Annotated in this window: 17 protein-coding genes; 9 read left to right on the plus strand and 8 right to left on the minus strand. The window is 45.2% G+C overall.

Going from position 1 to position 17,209, the window contains the following annotated elements; genetic code table 11:
• Nucleotides 1-41 precede the first annotated feature (41 nt).
• The 7 genes from HNR50_RS15015 to HNR50_RS15045 all read left to right on the plus strand — a co-directional run bounded on the left by HNR50_RS15015 (nt 42) and on the right by HNR50_RS15045 (nt 9,476).
• Complete coding sequence (locus tag HNR50_RS15015; RefSeq protein ID WP_184747603.1) at nt 42-1,811, plus strand: M3 family oligoendopeptidase; 1,770 nt, start codon at nt 42-44, stop codon at nt 1,809-1,811.
• Nucleotides 1,812-2,100: 289 nt separating this feature from the next.
• Nucleotides 2,101-3,960, plus strand: a complete 1,860-nt coding sequence (locus HNR50_RS15020) for an ABC transporter substrate-binding protein (protein ID WP_184747604.1) — start codon at nt 2,101-2,103, stop codon at nt 3,958-3,960.
• 112 nt (nt 3,961-4,072) lie between these two features.
• Nucleotides 4,073-5,197, plus strand: a complete 1,125-nt coding sequence (locus tag HNR50_RS15025; RefSeq protein WP_184747605.1) for an ABC transporter permease — start codon at nt 4,073-4,075, stop codon at nt 5,195-5,197.
• The gene (locus HNR50_RS15030) at nt 5,198-6,607 is read left to right on the plus strand and encodes an ABC transporter permease (protein WP_184747606.1); all 1,410 of its coding nucleotides are present in this window, start codon (nt 5,198-5,200) and stop codon (nt 6,605-6,607) included. It abuts the gene before it with no gap.
• A gap of 67 nt (nt 6,608-6,674) precedes the next feature.
• Entirely contained in the window at nt 6,675-7,751 is a 1,077-nt protein-coding gene (locus tag HNR50_RS15035) for an ABC transporter ATP-binding protein (protein ID WP_184747607.1), read from the plus strand.
• Nucleotides 7,752-8,894: an ABC transporter ATP-binding protein gene (locus tag HNR50_RS15040; protein WP_184747608.1), complete on the plus strand. Its 1,143-nt coding sequence runs from the start codon at nt 7,752-7,754 to the stop codon at nt 8,892-8,894.
• 15 nt (nt 8,895-8,909) lie between these two features.
• Nucleotides 8,910-9,476: a hypothetical protein gene (locus HNR50_RS15045; RefSeq protein WP_184747609.1), complete on the plus strand. Its 567-nt coding sequence runs from the start codon at nt 8,910-8,912 to the stop codon at nt 9,474-9,476.
• 59 nt (nt 9,477-9,535) lie between these two features.
• On the opposite strand, the gene HNR50_RS15050 is transcribed toward HNR50_RS15045, so the two are convergent.
• From HNR50_RS15050 to HNR50_RS15075, 6 genes are all read right to left on the minus strand, one after another.
• Complete coding sequence (locus HNR50_RS15050) at nt 9,536-10,579, minus strand: ABC transporter substrate-binding protein (RefSeq protein ID WP_221439897.1); 1,044 nt, start codon at nt 10,577-10,579, stop codon at nt 9,536-9,538.
• Nucleotides 10,554-11,360: an ABC transporter permease gene (locus HNR50_RS15055; RefSeq protein ID WP_184747610.1), complete on the minus strand. Its 807-nt coding sequence runs from the start codon at nt 11,358-11,360 to the stop codon at nt 10,554-10,556. Before HNR50_RS15055 ends, HNR50_RS15050 begins: the two co-directional genes overlap by 26 nt.
• Entirely contained in the window at nt 11,357-12,169 is an 813-nt protein-coding gene (locus tag HNR50_RS15060; RefSeq protein ID WP_184747611.1) for an ABC transporter permease subunit, read from the minus strand. The genes HNR50_RS15055 and HNR50_RS15060 overlap by 4 nt, the downstream gene beginning before the upstream one ends.
• Nucleotides 12,153-13,211, minus strand: a complete 1,059-nt coding sequence (locus HNR50_RS15065; RefSeq protein WP_184747612.1) for an ABC transporter ATP-binding protein — start codon at nt 13,209-13,211, stop codon at nt 12,153-12,155. Before HNR50_RS15065 ends, HNR50_RS15060 begins: the two co-directional genes overlap by 17 nt.
• Before the next feature lie 27 nt (nt 13,212-13,238).
• Nucleotides 13,239-13,445, minus strand: a complete 207-nt coding sequence (locus tag HNR50_RS15070; RefSeq protein ID WP_184747613.1) for a hypothetical protein — start codon at nt 13,443-13,445, stop codon at nt 13,239-13,241.
• Between the two features lie 132 nt (nt 13,446-13,577).
• Complete coding sequence (locus HNR50_RS15075; protein ID WP_184747614.1) at nt 13,578-13,751, minus strand: hypothetical protein; 174 nt, start codon at nt 13,749-13,751, stop codon at nt 13,578-13,580.
• Nucleotides 13,752-13,770: 19 nt separating this feature from the next.
• On the opposite strand from HNR50_RS15075, the gene hisA reads away from it, so the two are divergent.
• Both hisA and HNR50_RS15085 read left to right on the plus strand, forming a co-directional pair.
• Nucleotides 13,771-14,541 carry a phosphoribosylformimino-5-aminoimidazole carboxamide ribotide isomerase gene (hisA, locus tag HNR50_RS15080; RefSeq protein ID WP_184747615.1) on the plus strand — a complete coding sequence of 257 codons (771 nt, stop codon included), beginning with the start codon at nt 13,771-13,773 and terminating at the stop codon, nt 14,539-14,541.
• A gap of 4 nt (nt 14,542-14,545) precedes the next feature.
• Nucleotides 14,546-15,154 (plus strand): hypothetical protein, encoded by a 609-nt coding sequence (locus tag HNR50_RS15085; protein WP_184747616.1) that lies wholly within the window; start codon nt 14,546-14,548, stop codon nt 15,152-15,154.
• Here HNR50_RS15085 and HNR50_RS15090 read toward each other — a convergent pair.
• Both HNR50_RS15090 and HNR50_RS15095 read right to left on the minus strand, forming a co-directional pair.
• Nucleotides 15,151-16,032: a metallophosphoesterase family protein gene (locus HNR50_RS15090; RefSeq protein WP_184747617.1), complete on the minus strand. Its 882-nt coding sequence runs from the start codon at nt 16,030-16,032 to the stop codon at nt 15,151-15,153. The two genes, HNR50_RS15085 and HNR50_RS15090, sit on opposite strands and share 4 nt — an antisense overlap.
• Nucleotides 16,022-16,699: a hypothetical protein gene (locus HNR50_RS15095; protein ID WP_184747618.1), complete on the minus strand. Its 678-nt coding sequence runs from the start codon at nt 16,697-16,699 to the stop codon at nt 16,022-16,024. The genes HNR50_RS15090 and HNR50_RS15095 overlap by 11 nt, the downstream gene beginning before the upstream one ends.
• Between the last annotated feature and the right edge of the window lie 510 nt (nt 16,700-17,209).

The following is a 17,209-nucleotide window of genomic DNA, read 5'->3' on the forward strand; positions in this document are numbered from 1 at the left end:
CAAACCTATGTAAGAAAGATAATTCATAAAGGAGTTTTTTAATGGAAATGAGATGGAATCTCGACAATCTGTACACATCTTTTGACAGCGTCGAGTTTAAAAACGATCTTGCTATGATCGATAAACTTATCGAAGAGACAGCTTCCTGGGCGGAAGAGAAGCTCAACGATAAAGTCAATGCACTGGAAAAAATAACCTGGTGGCTCGAAAGGGAAGTCATTCTGGGGCATACCTATTCCAGATTGAGCTCATTCGCCGGTCTCAGGTTCAGTGTTGACGCCTCGGACAGCAGGGCCCGTAAATATGAGGAAATTCTGGAAGTGAAAATGTCCGGGCTCACTAAAGCTCAGACACTTTTTATCAAATGGCTGCCCGGAGTCGAAAATCTGTCCGGTCTGATAGAATCATCCGCCTACCTGCAGACCCACCGTTTCTACCTCACCGAACTGGTCGAAAAAAGCCGTTATATGCTTTCGGACGATGTGGAAGTCGCCATGGCGAAAATGAAAAATACCGGTTCCAATTCCTGGTCCCAGCTTTGGAATGTCCTCACTTCAAACCATCTGGTGGAAATCGAAATTGATGGTGAGAGGAAAAGTCTTCCCCTTCCGGTTGTCCGGAATATGGCTTATGACAAAGATGCCCGGACGAGGAAGAAAGCTTATGAAGCGGAATTGGACTCTTACAGTAAAATCACCGAATCCGCCGCAGCATCTCTCAATGGCGTAAAAGGCGAAGTCATAACCAGCTGTGAATTGAGAGGATATGAGTCCCCCCTGGAGATGACCTTAAAAGAATCGCGTATGGACAAAGCCACTCTGGACGCCATGCTCGGTGCGATGAAAAAGTCTCTTCCCTCATTCAGAAAGTATCTGAAAAAGAAAGGGGAGCTTCTGGGGCATAAAAACGGATTGCCTTTCTTCGACCTATTCGCGCCTATGGGCGAGTCGGACATGACTTTCACATATAGCGAAGCCAGAGAATTTATTGTAAAGAACTTCAGGAATTTCAGTGATGAGCTGGCGGACTTCGCAGACAGTGCGTTCGAGCGGAACTGGATCGACGCCGAACCGAGAGAAGGAAAAAGGGGAGGAGCTTTCTGCGCCAATCTCCACGTTATCGGAGAAAGCCGGGTTATGTCTAATTTTACCGGAAGCTTTTCCGACGTTACGACCCTGGCTCATGAACTGGGACATGCTAATCACGGCCATTGTCTCAGGAATGAGACATATATCAATTCCGATTATCCCATGCCGCTGGCCGAAACCGCATCGATTTTCTGTGAAACGATAGTTGTCAACGCCGCTTTGAAGGAAGCCGATGAGAAACAGGCTTTCACCATACTGGAAAGTTCCATTTCCGATGCCACTCAGGTTATTGTCGATATTTACAGCCGTTATCTTTTCGAAACAGAGCTCTTCGAGAAAAGAAAAGACAGTTCCCTTTCCGTAGAAGAGATGCAGCAGGCTATGATCAACGGGCAGAAAGGATCATACGGCGATGGTCTGGATCCCGATTGGCTGCATCCCTATATGTGGGTCTGCAAGCCCCACTATTACTACAGCGATGCCAACTTCTACAATTTCCCCTACGCCTTCGGGCTTCTTTTCGCCAAAGGTTTATACGCCGAATATCTCAAGAGGGGAGAACCCTTTATTGAAAGTTACAATGAGCTGCTCAGGGCAACAGGCAGCAATAATATCGCAGATGTGGCCGCCCGTATGGGAATCGATGTCAGGACTGAGGACTTCTGGAAATCTTCGCTGGATATTGTAGCTCAGAATATTGAGACTTTTCTGAAAATATCCTGACAGGTAGACCGATTTTTTGTGGAGCCGTCGATGTTCGACGGCTTTTTTATATTATAAGGCCTTATATAAAATTCAAAAAACCATCGACAGTTGAAGAAAAGCAGTGGTACTATTTATGTAAATCGTAATTATTAAAGTTGTTTTTTAAGGATTTCATTTAAAAAGCCATTTAAAACACAGATTTTATCAACTTGAAAAACAGCTTGATGTACGGTTTGGAACAACTTATAATCACTTGTTAAAGATATCATTTTCCAAGTGATATTTCAAAAAAAGAAAGGAGATTTGAATGATTCGAAGAAAAGCAATTGCACTGGTATCAACATTTATGCTTTGTGCTTCCTTCAGTGTTTTCGCTGGTGGCGGTCAGGAAGTAGTTGTCGAAGAAGATGCAAAACAGGAATCACAGTTTGAAGGTGTAACAGAAGTTAACTACGGGGATTACGAAGTCGGTAAAGCCGGCGGACAATTCATTATTTCCGTTGTAAGCGATCCCAAAACATTTTTCGACGGTGTTGCCTCTGAAACCTCTTCAACTGACATCACCTACAGACTCTACACACCTCTTGTAAGCAGAGCTCAGGACGATCTGGAATGGCAGCCCATGGCTTCCGAATCCTGGGAATTTTCTGCCGATCAGAAAACTATCACCCACCATATCCGCAAAGGTATGAAATGGTCTGACGGTAAACCTCTGACAGCGCAGGACTTCGTTTTCGCATACAACCATGTTATGCTGAGAGAAGACGTAGGCTCCAACTCAAGAGACGGAATGTTTGTAAACGACCTTCCCGTTAAAGTGAAGCTGATCGATGACTATACTTTTTCCATCACTGCGGATACGGTATACGCCGGTATGCTCTCCATCAGTAACTCCAACCCCTATCCCCGCCACATCCTCGGACCAGTTATCGGATGGACAGAAGCTGACGGATATGACTACGAGTATGATGTCGTAGACGGAGAAGTTGTTGAAAAGAAAGCTGAAGGTATCGATTACTCGGCTCTCACCTCTTTCTGGGGTGTTGATGCGAACGTGACAGAAATTGTTGGTAACGGACCTTTCGTTATCTCCGAGTATGTTCCTTCCCAGAAGATCGTTCTGAAAAAGAACCCTTACTACTATGAAAAAGACGCTAAAGGCAACCAGCTCCCCTACCTGGATGAACTGGTAATGCTTATCGTAGCGGATCAGGATACTCAGCTCGCCAAATTCCAGTCCGGAGAAACCGATTTCTACGCTCTCAGGGGTGAAGACTACGCTGTTCTCATCGACAAAAAAGAAGCTCTCGGTTTCGATATCTACAATGTCGGACCTGTAACTTCAACCCAGTTCATTACTTTCAACCAGAACTACAACGCTGTTGAAACTCCTGAAGAAGTTCTCTACTGGAACAACAATAAGCTGTTCAGACAGGCTATGGCTCACGTCGTGGACAGACAGACAATCATTAACAATATCGCTTACGGTTTCGGCTATCCCCAGTACTCTTTCGTACCCCGGTTCAGCCCCTACTACTGGGACGATGTTGACAACAAAGCTTTCAAATACAACCCCGAACAGGCCAAGAAAATTCTCGACGAGCTCGGATGGACTGATACGGACGGCGACGGCATCAGAGAAGATGACAAAGGTAGAAAAATCTCATTGAGAATGACTACCAACGCCGGAAACAGAGTAAGAGAAGCTATCGGCGAACTCTTCGCTCAGGAAGCCAGAAAAGTCGGTGTTGAAGTAAACTTCCAGCCTGAAGACTTCAACACTATGGTAGGAAAACTTCTCGGTGGAGATAACTGGGATATCATTCTTATCGGTCTCACTGGTTCTGTTGACCCCATCAGCGGCTCCAACGTTTACCCCTCAAACGGTAACCTCCACATGAATGAACCCAATCAGGAAAAACCGAGAAGAGACTGGGAAAGAGTTGTAGACGATGCATGGAAAGTTGCCAACAACACAACTGACGAAGCTCAGAGAAAACGCGGTTGGCAGACAATTCAGGAAGTATGGGCGGACGAGCTCCCCTGGATCTACACTTTCAACGCAGCTGCTATGCATGCCTATGACAAAGAACTCGGAAACATTCAGCCCAGACCTATCGATAATATGGGTTGGGCGGGAATCATCCAGTATCTCTACTGGAAATAATATTCCGCTTCCCGGAGCGTAATATTACCGGCCTTACTGGCTTAATTAAAAAATAATTCACTGTTCCCTTCCCCTTACGGGGAGGGGAGCGTTTTCTAAGGACAAAAAATCTATGAACAAGAACAAGGATTTTTACGTACGTTTATCCTTACTTGCCGACCTTATTCTGATAGCTGTATTGATCTTGACCGGCACAAACTGGTTTCTTTCAATTGTAGTCGTTGAAACGGCCATGTGGCTTGTCAGATGCTATTGGCTCAGCAGAGTTTTATTACTTTTTATCGGAAAACGTCTTCTCCATATGATCCCGATCGTACTGTCGGTCGTGGCTATCGGATTCTTTCTCATACAGTTGGCCCCAGGGGATATTTTTACCCAGATGACCCTGAACCCGAACCTTAAACCTGAAACTGTAGACCGCTATCGGGCTGCCTTCGGGCTTGATAAAGAGTGGTATGTTCAGTTTTTCAGATATATCTGGAACGCTCTTCATCTCGATTTCGGTTTTTCCATAAATTATAGAACCCCTGTATTTCAGATGGTCAGCCAGAGAGCGGGCAACACTCTGACGCTGGCTATTTCGACAATTATTCTTGCCTGGGGTTTGAGTATACCGGCAGGTATCTATTCCGCGACTCACCAGTACAAACTGGGAGATCAGGTTATTACTGTTCTCGCATTTATCGGACTGGCGCTTCCCAGTTTCTTTGCCGCCTTTCTTCTTATCTTTCTCGTTTCCAGTACGGGAAGCTGGCTGCCTATCGGCGGAATGTGGAGCGTTGATGTCGCTCAGATGAATGTTTTCCAGAAAGCGATAGACCTTCTCAGACACATGGCTATCCCCGTTTTCGTTCTGGCATCGAGAAATATGGCTTCCTTAACGAGAATCATGCGTGCCAATATGCTGGAGATAATGAGCCAGCAGTACATAACCACGGCGCGGGCAAAAGGTCTGGCGGAAAAGACTGTTGTTTACAAACACGCGCTCAGAAATGCCATAAACCCGATGATTACCATTTTCGGTTATCAGTTCGGTTATATCCTCGGAGGATCGGCTCTGGTTGAAGCTGTAACGGCATGGCCCGGTCTCGGATCTCTGATGCTCCAGGGAATCATGTCCCAGGACCTCTATCTGGTTGTGGGGAGCCTTGTCTATGGAGTCGCCCTGCTCGTAATAGGTAACCTGATTGCCGACATACTTCTGGGTATTGTCGACCCGAGAGTGAGGATTTCATAAATGAGTGATATAAAAACAGATAAAAACGAACAGCTTGAGCTTAAAGAGGGACTGGCCCACAAAGAAGAGGGGCTCTGGTCCGTTTATCTCAGGCGCTTTAAAAAACATAAACTGGGAAATCTGGGATTCATCATCCTGGCCGTGTTTTATACGTTGGCTCTTCTTGCCGACTTTGCTTCTCCTTACAGTATGGGCTGGACTGATAAGATGAAATCCTACCATCCTCCATCAAAAATTTACTGGACCTATAATGACGGGGAGAAAACCCGTTTTAAACCTTATGTTTACGAGCAGAAAATCGTCAACATCGCTTTTAAGAAATACGGTGTAATCGCTCCTTATTCCATGCGCGCTATATCCATTGAAACCATCCCCGGCAAAGCGGAGTTGCGTTCTATAGCCAACCAGAAAGATTATAATGAGCGGAAGAACACCATTGTTACCGAAGTGGCCAGCTTTTACGGCATTTCTTCAACCGGAGAAGTCGCCGGAAGACTGGAAGCGGCAATCGCCGAACTGGAAAAAAGCTCCGATCCCGACGCCAGCATGATTTTCAATATCGGAACCAAAGAAGTTAACGGAAAAGAGGAATCTCTCGACATTCACCTGGTTAAGGGTAACAAAAATTTTATCAGCTTTTTCAATCGAGGAATTCCCTATGAGTTTCTGGGGCTTTTCAAAACTGACATTCATTTTTTCGGTTCGGAAACAGGCGGATTCTTTCTCTTCGGAGGAGACGCACTGGGCCGTGACCTTCTTTCCAGATTGCTCCATGGTTCCAGAATCTCTCTGACAGTCGGTATCGTAGGATCCATCATTTCCTTTATCATCGGATTGATTATCGGTGGTATTTCCGGGTTCTTCGGAGGCTGGGTCGATTCTGTACTAATGAGATTTACGGAAGTCGTCATTTCCTTTCCTTCCATTTATCTGCTCTTCACATTGCGGTCTTCTCTGCCTTCAGGGCTCAACTCGATTCAGATTTATATGCTGATTATTATTATTCTGGCATTTGTGAGCTGGGCATCGCTGGCCCGTATTATCAGAGGAATGGTTCTCTCTCTCAGAAATGAGGATTATGTCCTCAGTGCCAAGACGATGGGACTTTCCGATATCAAGATTATTGTGAAGCACATTCTTCCCAATACGGTCTCCTTTGTCATTGTCCAGCTGACTCTCTCCATTCCCGGTTACATTCTCGGTGAATCGGCTCTGAGTCTTCTCGGTCTGGGTATTACAGAACCGCAGTCCAGTTGGGGTAATATGCTCTCCGTAGCCCGAAACTACAGAGTCGTTCAGGACTTTCCCTGGATACTTATCCCAGGTTTCACAATCTTCCTGTCCATCATGGCATGGAATTTCTTCGGCGACGGTGTCAGAGATGCGGTTGACCCGAAGAGTAAACACTAAAAGATAACAGGGGCGATGCGTTAGCGTCGATGACCCCTGTTCGTCGAGAAAAGAGGATGATGTAAAAATGGGAAATAACGAAAAAAACGAAAAGATAATTGAAGTCAAAGGGCTGAAAACACACTTCCACCTCCATGATCATACTGTTCGAGCGGTAGACGGAGTGGACTTTTATGTCAACGCCGGTGAGACTCTCGGAATCGTAGGTGAATCGGGATGCGGTAAATCCATCACATCCATGTCGATTATGCGGCTCATCCAGTCTCCTCCCGGAAAAATAGAAGGGGGGGAAATCCTCTTTCACGGGGAAGACCTTGTGACTGCTACCGAAGAGAGAATGAGGAAGATCAGGGGGAACAAAATCTCCATGATTTTCCAGGAACCCATGACGTCTCTCAATCCCGTCTACACTGTGGGGTACCAGATCTCCGAAGTTCTCATGCTCCACAGAAAGATGACTCAGGACGAAGCTCTCAAAGAAAGCGAAAGATTGCTCGACCTGGTCGGCATATCCGATCCCGAGGAAAGGGTCAACGAGTATCCCTTTCAGCTTTCCGGTGGTTTGAGGCAGCGTGTCATGATCGCGATGGCCATGGCCTGTCAGCCTGAGATACTGATTGCCGACGAGCCTACGACTGCTCTCGATGTAACGATTCAGGCACAGATCCTTCACCTTATGAAAGATCTGAAGGAAACTCAGAATACGGCGACTATTTTCATTACTCATGACCTGGCTGTTATCGCCAGCTTTACTGACAGGGTCATGGTCATGTACTCCGGTGTCTGCGTGGAACAGGCTCCGGTTAAAGAGCTGTTTAAAAATACAAAACACCCTTATACGGAAGGGCTTCTCAGTTCAGTTCCCGTTCTCGGAGAGGGGAAATATGAAGCTGACGGCAAACGGCGTTTTCTCAAAACTATCGAAGGAAGTCTGCCCGATCAGAGGAATTATCCCAAAGGGTGCCGTTTTGCACCGCGTTGTAAAAAAGCCATGGCCAAATGTCATGAAGCGGAACCGGCTTTAATCGATCTGACCGATGAGCACCAGGTTCGGTGTTTCCTTTACAGCGATGAAATTCAGGTGAAGGAAGAAGCCGGAAAAAACGGTAAATCTACAGCTAAGAAAGTAAAGGAGGGAAAATAAATGAGCGAAACCATACTCAGAGTAGAAAATCTCAGAAAAATTTTCCCCGTTAAGGCCAGCGCCTTTTCCAATAAGAAATTGATGCTGAAAGCGGTTGACGGAGTTTCCTTTGAACTTAAAAAAGGTGAAACTCTCGGTCTGGTAGGGGAGTCCGGGTGCGGAAAAACCACAGTCGGCCGAACGCTGCTCCGCCTTTATGAAGCGGATGGGGGAAGGGTTTATCTCGATCCCGAAGATATGGACACGGTGGGAATCGGTCTCCTTGATAAAAAATATCTCGCTCTCCAGGATGAACTGGTGGAACTTCTGAAAACCAGGCCGAAAGGATATAAATCCAGAGAGAGGGCACTCAATAGAGAAATCAAAGAGATTAAAGGCAAAGCCGATGCAAAGGCCAGGGATAAGGATTTCCTTGTCATGGACAGGGAGACACTCAAGAAAAGCCGTCAGAGAGTTCAGATGGTATTTCAGGATCCCTGGGCATCTCTCAATCCCAGGATGCTTGTAAAGGATATCATTTCCGAAGGCGTGAGAGAGTTCGGAATGATGAAAGGGGAAGAAGTGGACAGGCTCGTCTCTGATCTGCTCCAGAAAGTCGGGCTTCCCAAAGCGGCAGCTGACCGGTATCCCCATGAGTTTTCCGGCGGACAGAGACAGAGAATCTGTATCGCCCGCGCTCTGGCGGTCAATCCCGAAGTCATTGTTTGCGATGAGCCCGTTTCGGCGCTTGATGTTTCCATACAGGCACAGGTTCTCAATCTTCTGATTGAGTTGCAGGAAGAATTCGGTCTGACCTATATCTTTATAGCCCATGACCTAAGTGTCGTTCAGTACATTTCCGACAGAGTCGCCGTTATGTATCTCGGAAAAATGGTGGAAATGGCGGAAAGCGTTGAATTATATGAATCTCCCCGCCATCCCTATACCCGGTCCCTTCTCGATTCGGTTCCCGTAGCTGATCCTGAACTGGATAGCGAACTGGTTCCTCTGGAAGGCGATGTTCCCAGCCCCGTAAATCCTCCGAGCGGATGCTATTTCCACCCGCGATGCAAGTACAAAACTGAGATTTGCATGAGGGAAGCTCCGGAGTTGAAAGAACATGAACCCGGACGGCTTTATGCTTGTCATAATCCATTGAAGTAAGGATACAGGTATTACATGGCTAAACTGGATATTCGTATAAAGGAATCCGGAAAAGACAGCCTGAGAATAGAGTTGGGCGGCAGAAGCCGCCTTCTCTATTTAATAATCTTTCTTTTTTTATCAACAGCTGTCTTCCTGTCTATAGATTTTTCCTATGATTTTACATCAGCCCGGATAGGCGGGACTCTCTTCACATTCCTTCTCATTCTGATTTCTCTCGGAGTCACCATTACTGTCCGATCATTTACAATTGATAAATCCATTGGCGAACTGCAGAGAAATATAGGTTTGCCATTGGGAATATTTACAAAGACCCTGAAGAGCTTTCCCCTCGGCAGCAAACCGAAATTTCTCATTCGTTCGGACGGTCATATTTATAGCCGGGAAAGCATGGGAGGATCCCGTTTTTCCCAAACCGCCGGTACGGCTATGGCCCGTGGACGGAGCAAAGTGTCTCTTCGTCTGGAGATGGAGGAAAGCACGGTTACCCTATGCGAAGGCCCATCAAAAGAGGAAATCCAGCAGGCGGCCGCTTATCTGTCGGCTTATCTCGGGATTCCCCTGTCTGAGAGTAATAATTGACCTGAGTCTGCAAAGACAAAAAATCCCCCGGGAACGGGGGATTCGATACTCGTTATATTTCAGTTGGAAGCCTTGATCTCAGTCCAGGCGTGGTCTACCACTTCATTGAAATCCTTCAAATCCACATAAACTTCACACTTTTCAACTACGGCCTGAGGCGGATAAATCGCTTCGTCGTTTTTCACTTCATCGTCGAGCTGATCTCTGACTGACGGGATAGGCGTCGCATATCCGATATAATCGGCATTTCTTAAGGCTATGTCTTCCCTGCACATGAAGTTGATAAATTTTTCAGCCAGCTCTTTATTGGCCGTATTTTTGAGAATGACCCAGTTATCAAACCAGATATTCGAACCTTCATCAGGTACGCGATAGGCCATTTGGGGATTTTCTTCGATAATCCACCCGTAATCACCTGAATAGGCAAGGGCCAGATCGATTTCCCCGGAGGCCAGCATATCTTTCAAATTGTCTTCTCCGTAGGCCAGTACAAGTGGCTTCTGCTCGATGAGGAGGTTTTTGGCTTGTTCTATTTCCCCAGTATTCGTGCTGTTCAGAGAAAAACCCAGTTTTTTCAGAGCAACGGCGAAAGAGTCCCGGCTGCTGTTGTACATACCGATTTTCCCCGAGTATTTTTTATCCCAGAGAACATCCCAGCTGTCAACCGGATCGCTGATTTTATCGCTGTTGTAGAGAATGCCCAAAGTTCCCCACATATAGGGGATGGAATATTGATTACCTTTGTCGAAAGGAAGATTGAGAAAAGATTCGCCGATCAGTTTCATGTTGGGAATATTTGCTTTATCCAGAGGGCTGAGCAGATCCTCATTGATCATTCTTTCAATCATGTAATCGGAAGGGCAGGCCAGATCGTATTTTCCTCCGCCCTGTTTGATCTTTACATACATCTCTTCGTTGGAAGCAAAGAGCTCATAATTGACTTTGACTTCGAATTCCTTTTCGAAATCGCTGATAACCGACTCGTCGATGTAATCTCCCCAGTTATAGATATTCAATACCGGCTTATCGGAACCGCAGGAAAAAAGAGAGAATAACATGACTGTTATGACTGTGGATTTAATGCAGAAGAATGTTTTCTTCAATGGCCAAATCCTCCTTTCGTGATTTTCTGTTTTTATTAATTATAAGCAGCAGTACAATGACCGTTGCAAACATTAGCGAAGATAATGCATTTATCTTGGGATTTATACCTCTTCGAGCCATGGAGAACACAGCTATGGAGATATTGGAAACGCCCGAGCCGGTCGTAAAAAAACTAATCACAAAATCATCAATTGACATGGTAAAGGCAATGAGCCATCCGGAAATAATCGACTGTTTGAGCTGGGGCAGAATAATCTTGAACAGAGCTTCCACTGGCCTGGCGCCCAGATCCAATGCCGCTTCCATCTGATGGCGGGACAGGCGTCTCAATACGGGAAGTACGGTTATAATGACATAGGGAATGGAAAACATGATATGGGCCAGGAGAAGAGTCATAAAACCGAAAGTCATTTTCAGAAAGATATAGAGAGACATTAGTGATATGGCCGTAACGAGATCGGGATTCAGAAGAGGAAGATCGTTAATGGACAGCAGAAGTCCCGATGATCTTCTCTTCATGTGCCTTATGCCCCAGGCGGTGATGGTTCCTGCGATCGTGGAAAAGGTGGAGGCGATGAAAGCTATGAGAATCGTGTAACCCATGGCTCTGAGAATATTTCTGTCTCTGAAAAGTTCCATGTACCATCTCAGTGTGAAACCCGTCCATTTCGCTCCGGTACGGCCCTCGTTGAATGAATAGATGATCAGGACGAGAATAGGCATATAGAGAAAAACAAGCAGTAACAGAATCAGCCAGTGGGGAAGGTATTTTCTTTTCATGATTCCTCCCTTTTCTCTCTGTCAAAAAGGGATAGCAGAATCATGGTGCTTAAGATCACGAGCATGAGAATGACGGAGATGGAACTGCCGAAATTCCAGTTTCCGACTTTCAGAAACTGTCTTTCTATCAGGTTGCCGATCATCATATCCTGCCCCCCACCGAGAATTATGGGGATGATGAAAGTGCTGACAGAAGGCATGAAAACCAGTGAAATTCCTGAGATGATGCCTGGTAAAGAGAGGGGGAGAACGACTTTAAGAAAAACTGTCCGGTTATCGGCTCCGAGATCTCTCGCCGCTTCAATCAGTTTGTGATCCATTTTATCGAGAACCGATAGAATCGGCAGGATCATAAAGGGAATGAAATTGTAAACCATCCCCAGGAGTACCGCACCCTCGGTATAGAGAAACTGAATCTTTTCCAGACCGGACAATTCCAGCAGGCTGTTCAGTAAACCCGTATTTCCCAGAATCGGTCTCCAGGCATAGGTCTTCAGGAGAAAATTTATCCACATGGGCAGCATGAGCAGCAGCATAAGGGTATTTTTGCTTTTGCCATCCTCCCGGCTGATCAGCAGGGCAATCGGATAGCCCAGAATCAGACAGATAAGTGTCGCCTTCAGTGCCAGTTCAAGAGATTTCAGAAGAACTTTCAGGTAAAGGGGCGTAAAAAACATTCTGTACCCCTCCAGAGTGAAAGTGCCGTTCTTGCGGAAACTGAAAACCACTATGACGATCAGAGGCAGGACGATGATTACCGTAGCCCAGAGAGCATAAGGCCAGGCGTATCGGTTAAATCTGCTCTTCACGGTCTTTCCTCATGATGTGAATGGCATCGGGTTCTATATTCAATCCGATATTATCTCCGGGACTGGCCTGGACCGTATTGTGAAGAAGCCAGGTTGAGTGTTCCGTTTCAACAGTCATTTCCCAGTGAACCCCCCGGAAAATGGTACTGATCACTTTTCCTCTCAGAGCCCCGTTGTCATCGGGGGAACAGATTATGATATCCTCGGGCCTGATAACGGCGTTTATCTCTTCGTTTTCTTTGAAATCTTTATCGACACAGGTAAAATCCCTTCCGGCGAGAGAGACGAGATAATCCTTTTTCATAGTGCCGGGAATGATATTGCTCTCTCCGATAAAATCAGCGACAAAAGTATTTTCCGGTTCGTTATAGATATCTACCGGCGTACCGTACTGCTGAATTCTTCCGCCGTTCATCACGGCGATATGATCGGACATGGAAAGAGCTTCTTCCTGATCGTGGGTGACGTAAATAAAAGTTATGCCGACCTGTTTCTGGATCCGCTTGAGCTCGTTCTGCATTCCCTGTCGGAGCTTGAGGTCCAGCGCCCCGAGCGGTTCGTCGAGGAGTAAAAGCCCGGGTTCGTTGACCAGGGCCCGTGCTATGGCTATGCGCTGCTGCTGCCCTCCGCTCAGGGAAGCAATGGAACGCTTTTCAAAATCGGGAAGATTGACAAGTTCCAGCATCTCTCCGATTTTTCTTCTGATCTCTTTTTCCGGCTTCCTGGAACATCGCAGTCCGAAGGCTATATTTTCGCCTACATTGAGGTGGGGAAAGAGGGCATAGTTCTGAAAAACAGTATTGATATTTCTCTGGTAGGGGGGAATGGCGTTTATAATCCGGTTTTCGTAGAATATCTCTCCCCCGTCAGGTGTTTCAAAGCCGCCTACCATTCGTAAAGTAGTGGTTTTACCGCAACCGCTCGGGCCCAGCAGTGTCAGAAATTCATTTCTGTCGATCGACAGCGAAATATTATCGACCACACGCTGGCCGCCGTAGGACTTTGCCAGCCCCGAAATACGAAGGATTTCATTCTTTTTCAACTATCCCATCACCCCCTGAATATTTTATCAGTCTTCTATATATCCCTCGGAAGCGGCCAGATCGTACTCGTCTCCGTAGTCTTCCAGCTCTTCCATTCCCAGGCCGTACAATTTGTACTCTCCTGTCGGATCATCTTCTCTCAGATAGACCAGTTCCTCTTTGGCTACATCTCTATCATCGAAAACGGCGATAACATCGCTCTCCTCTTTAATAAACCACAATTTACGGGACATAGAATCTCCTTTCCGACTGAAATTCAGACAAAATCAGTCATACCGGCTTATGAGAAGGGTACTCGGGCTTTTTCTTTATCTGTTCGGGAAATAATATCCCCTTTTTGCTTTTTAAAAGCCTGAGATGCGTTCTCACTGGTGAACGGCATCGTGCTGCGCAACTCCTATACCAGTTCCGGTATAATAATAATGAAGATGACAGCAGACTTCCGTTAGCATGAAGGGTCCGTAGGTCTGCGGCTGAGTACCGAGTACATCGATAGATTCAGCTGTTTTATATTTAAGGTTTCTTGTGGAATCTGTCAATATTAAATATGATAAAGAGATGAAAATCAGGCCCTGTATAGATTTGCACAACGGTAAAGTCAAACAGATAGTCGGCGGAACCCTGACCGATAGAGATAACAGCGCCAGGGAGAATTTCGTTTCCTCCCGCGGTGCGTCCTATTATGCGCGTCAATACCGCGACGATAAAATGACCGGGGGACATATCGTAAAACTCGGTCCGGGAAATGATAATGAAGCGGAAAAAGCTCTGAAGATCTGGCCGGAAGGTATGCAGATCGGTGGGGGGATTACCGGAGATAACTGCCGGCTCTGGATCGACCGCGGAGCGTCCCATGTCATTGTCACGTCCTGGGTCTTCCGCGATGGCGCAATCGATTTTACCAGACTGGACGAACTTGTTAAGCTTATAGGGAAAAAGCGGCTTGTTCTGGACTTGAGCTGCCGGAAACAAAATGGTAAATATGTTGTCGTTACAGACCGCTGGCAGAGATATACCGACTTTATCGTAAACAGGAAAAACATCGCTCTTCTCGAATCCTATTGCGATGAGTTTCTGATCCATGCCGCCGATGTGGAAGGCTTGAGGGGAGGGATAGAAGCCGATCTAGTGTCAGATCTCGGCCGATGGTCTTCCATCCCTGTGACTTATGCCGGAGGAGCCCGCGACCTGAATGATGCGGAGAAAGTCAAAGAGCTGGGCAGAGGTCTGGTTGACCTGACAATCGGCAGCGCTCTGGATATTTTCGGAGGTTCCCTGGCCTATAGAGACGTTGTTCAGTGGAATCGGGAGAATAGAGGTGTATACTAGAGTTATGAAATATATTCCGGTACTTGCCGTTCTAATATCACTCTCTTCCTGCGTTCTGACAGGATCGGGGATCCGGGATATCTCGGGAAAACTGTTCGGAACTGTTCCCGCTAGTGTTAAAGTCGGGTTTTTTCCTCCCGGAAATGATTACGCCTTTACCTATGATAAAACCGAAGACGACAGCACAGGCGGCGCCGATAAAGATATGGTTTTCACAAACGCAACAGGTCATGAAAAAGACGGTTCGACCGGAGTTCATGTTTTTACACCTGTCGCCGGACTGATCGCCACTCCTTCGGGCGGAGAATTCTCCTTGACTCTTCCCGATGACCCGACGACGATAACATGTCTTATAGCCTGGGATGATGCAAACGACGATGATCAATTTGATTTAGGATCGGAAGATGCTTATCTACCGGTTATTGAATTAGAGGGGAAAAATCATGTGGTTCATCATTTTTCCTATATCGAAGTCGTTGAAAATATCACCTATGAAGCGGTTTACAGCACCATGGATCGCGATGATGTCTATTACGATCTTGATTTTTATGAACCCCGACAGGACGGTTTTGATGTCATCGGGGCCGATGGTTTTAATTTTTATTTCGATTAAGGTTCCATAATGACTTTTTCCCAGCTGAGCTTATCCCCATCGACGAAAACCCGGATAAAAGCATCTTCGCTGAAAGGTTTCTCTAGAGGGGGAGTCGTGACGTACTCCACTCCGTTTAATGTACGGTAGTTCCATACGTGCGTGTGTCCGGCAAACATGATATCAACTTTATATTTGGAAAAAAGATACATCAGTTTGTAAATCTCTTCAGGATCGGAAAACTGAACAACGGTCAGTATGGGATCGGCGAAAAACTGGCTGTGGGAGAATACGATCTGATGATCCCAGTGCCCCGATTCTTTTTTGAGTGTTTCCTCGAGCCATTCCATCTGCAAAGCGCCTATCGTACTGTTTGCCGAATCAAGTGCTATAATAAACATAGAACCGGAATCCGGGGTATCTCTATAACCTATTTCCAGAGAGAACGTGGTCTTTCCGAGTACTTCTCTATAGTACTTCCATCCTGAATGGTAAGTGTCATGATTACCGATAGTCTGGAACCATGGTTTACCTTTTCCGTCCATGATGGATTTATATGCTTCGAACTCTTCCAGAAAACCGTGTTCCGATGAATCTCCGCAATCCAGTATGAACTCATCTTCGTCAACCATGTATTCGTCCAGTACAACTCTCAACTGAGGCAGCTCAGGATCCTGTCCCTGAATATCTGAAAAAACAATAAATTGATATTTTTTATCTTCACTGTTCAGATCTTTGATCAGTGACGGATCGCTTTCGTAGTCCATAGTTTGGCTTTCGATAAATCTTTCATCAGGTGTGGAATAACTGTAAAAGAATCCTCCGAGCAGAGCGATCTGATCACATCCGGTTAATAGAAAAAAAGATATAATAAAAACTAATGTTATTCTAATGTGCATAACTATATTTTATTCCCAGGTTGCCGTAAAATCCAGATATAAAACTGGTAAAACCGACTTGGCCGGGATTCGTAACTCCCAGCCCGATCAACAGGTTAAAAGAATCAAAAAACATTATTTCACTATCCAGATTGTGACTCATATCCGTTATATTGCTGGAGTAGAAATGATCGAAGTTCTTAATCGTATAGGATAACTTGAATTTCTCTCTATCGAAAAATTTAATTTTGAGGTTGTAGAGCGTGCTGACTGTAAAGCTCTCATCCATTCCGCCGAGAAATCGCATGCCCAAACCGGCTTCTACGTCGACAAATCTTGTTATGAATTTGATCGTCGGGTAGATGGAGTTTTCGGTAATTTCATACTCGGTGAACTCTCTACCCAGGAATGTGATGCTGTATTCGAGGAAATGAGGAAAACCGTTTACACTGGCCCTGAGAAAGTACCGTTCCGGCAATGTATGAAAAGCTGTGGAAAATCCACCATAAATTGAGAAATGATCTGAATAACTGTAATGTCCTTCAAAAAACAGTTCGTTGGTGATTCCATTAATGTAATTATAATCAAATCTGTAAAATGAACTTAAAAAATCATTTGAACTATCAGACCAGGCATTTGCTGAACAATACAGGAAAACAAGGCTTATGATGATTCTTTTTATATGCATTGGCAACTCTATATTAGTGTTTTTATCAAAAAGGATTGATCTTATTATATTTAACATATTCTTAAATCATATTTAATATTCGGATGCAGAGATTTTAACAAATACTTAATTCCATTTTAATCATCCAGTTATGAAAGCGAAATGCGTATATATGTACTGCTAAAAATACGAAAAAGATTTAATAAGTCCTTCTAAAGACTTCTTTGCCTGATACAGGAGGGATATTTCTAATAATAAGAAGTCCAGTATTTTCCTTTATCCAATGTTTTATTGAATATAGTGAGAAGGATTTTTCCATTTTTACCTGTAATTTTCACTTATTGTGTTGTCTATGGTACTTTTTGCCTGAATATGGTCTAACCCCTCTGTAGTGCTGTTTAAGCTCTGCAAAAACAGCATGGAAAATATATATTTTTTTTTACATATAGTTTTTTTACGAAAATTATTAATTAAATGCGATTATTTTACATATCGCGATTTTATAGATAGAAACAATACAGAATTCTTAAA

The sequence above is a fragment of the Spirochaeta isovalerica genome (genome assembly GCF_014207565.1).
GTDB classification, from domain to species: Bacteria; Spirochaetota; Spirochaetia; order DSM-2461; family DSM-2461; genus Spirochaeta_F; species Spirochaeta_F isovalerica.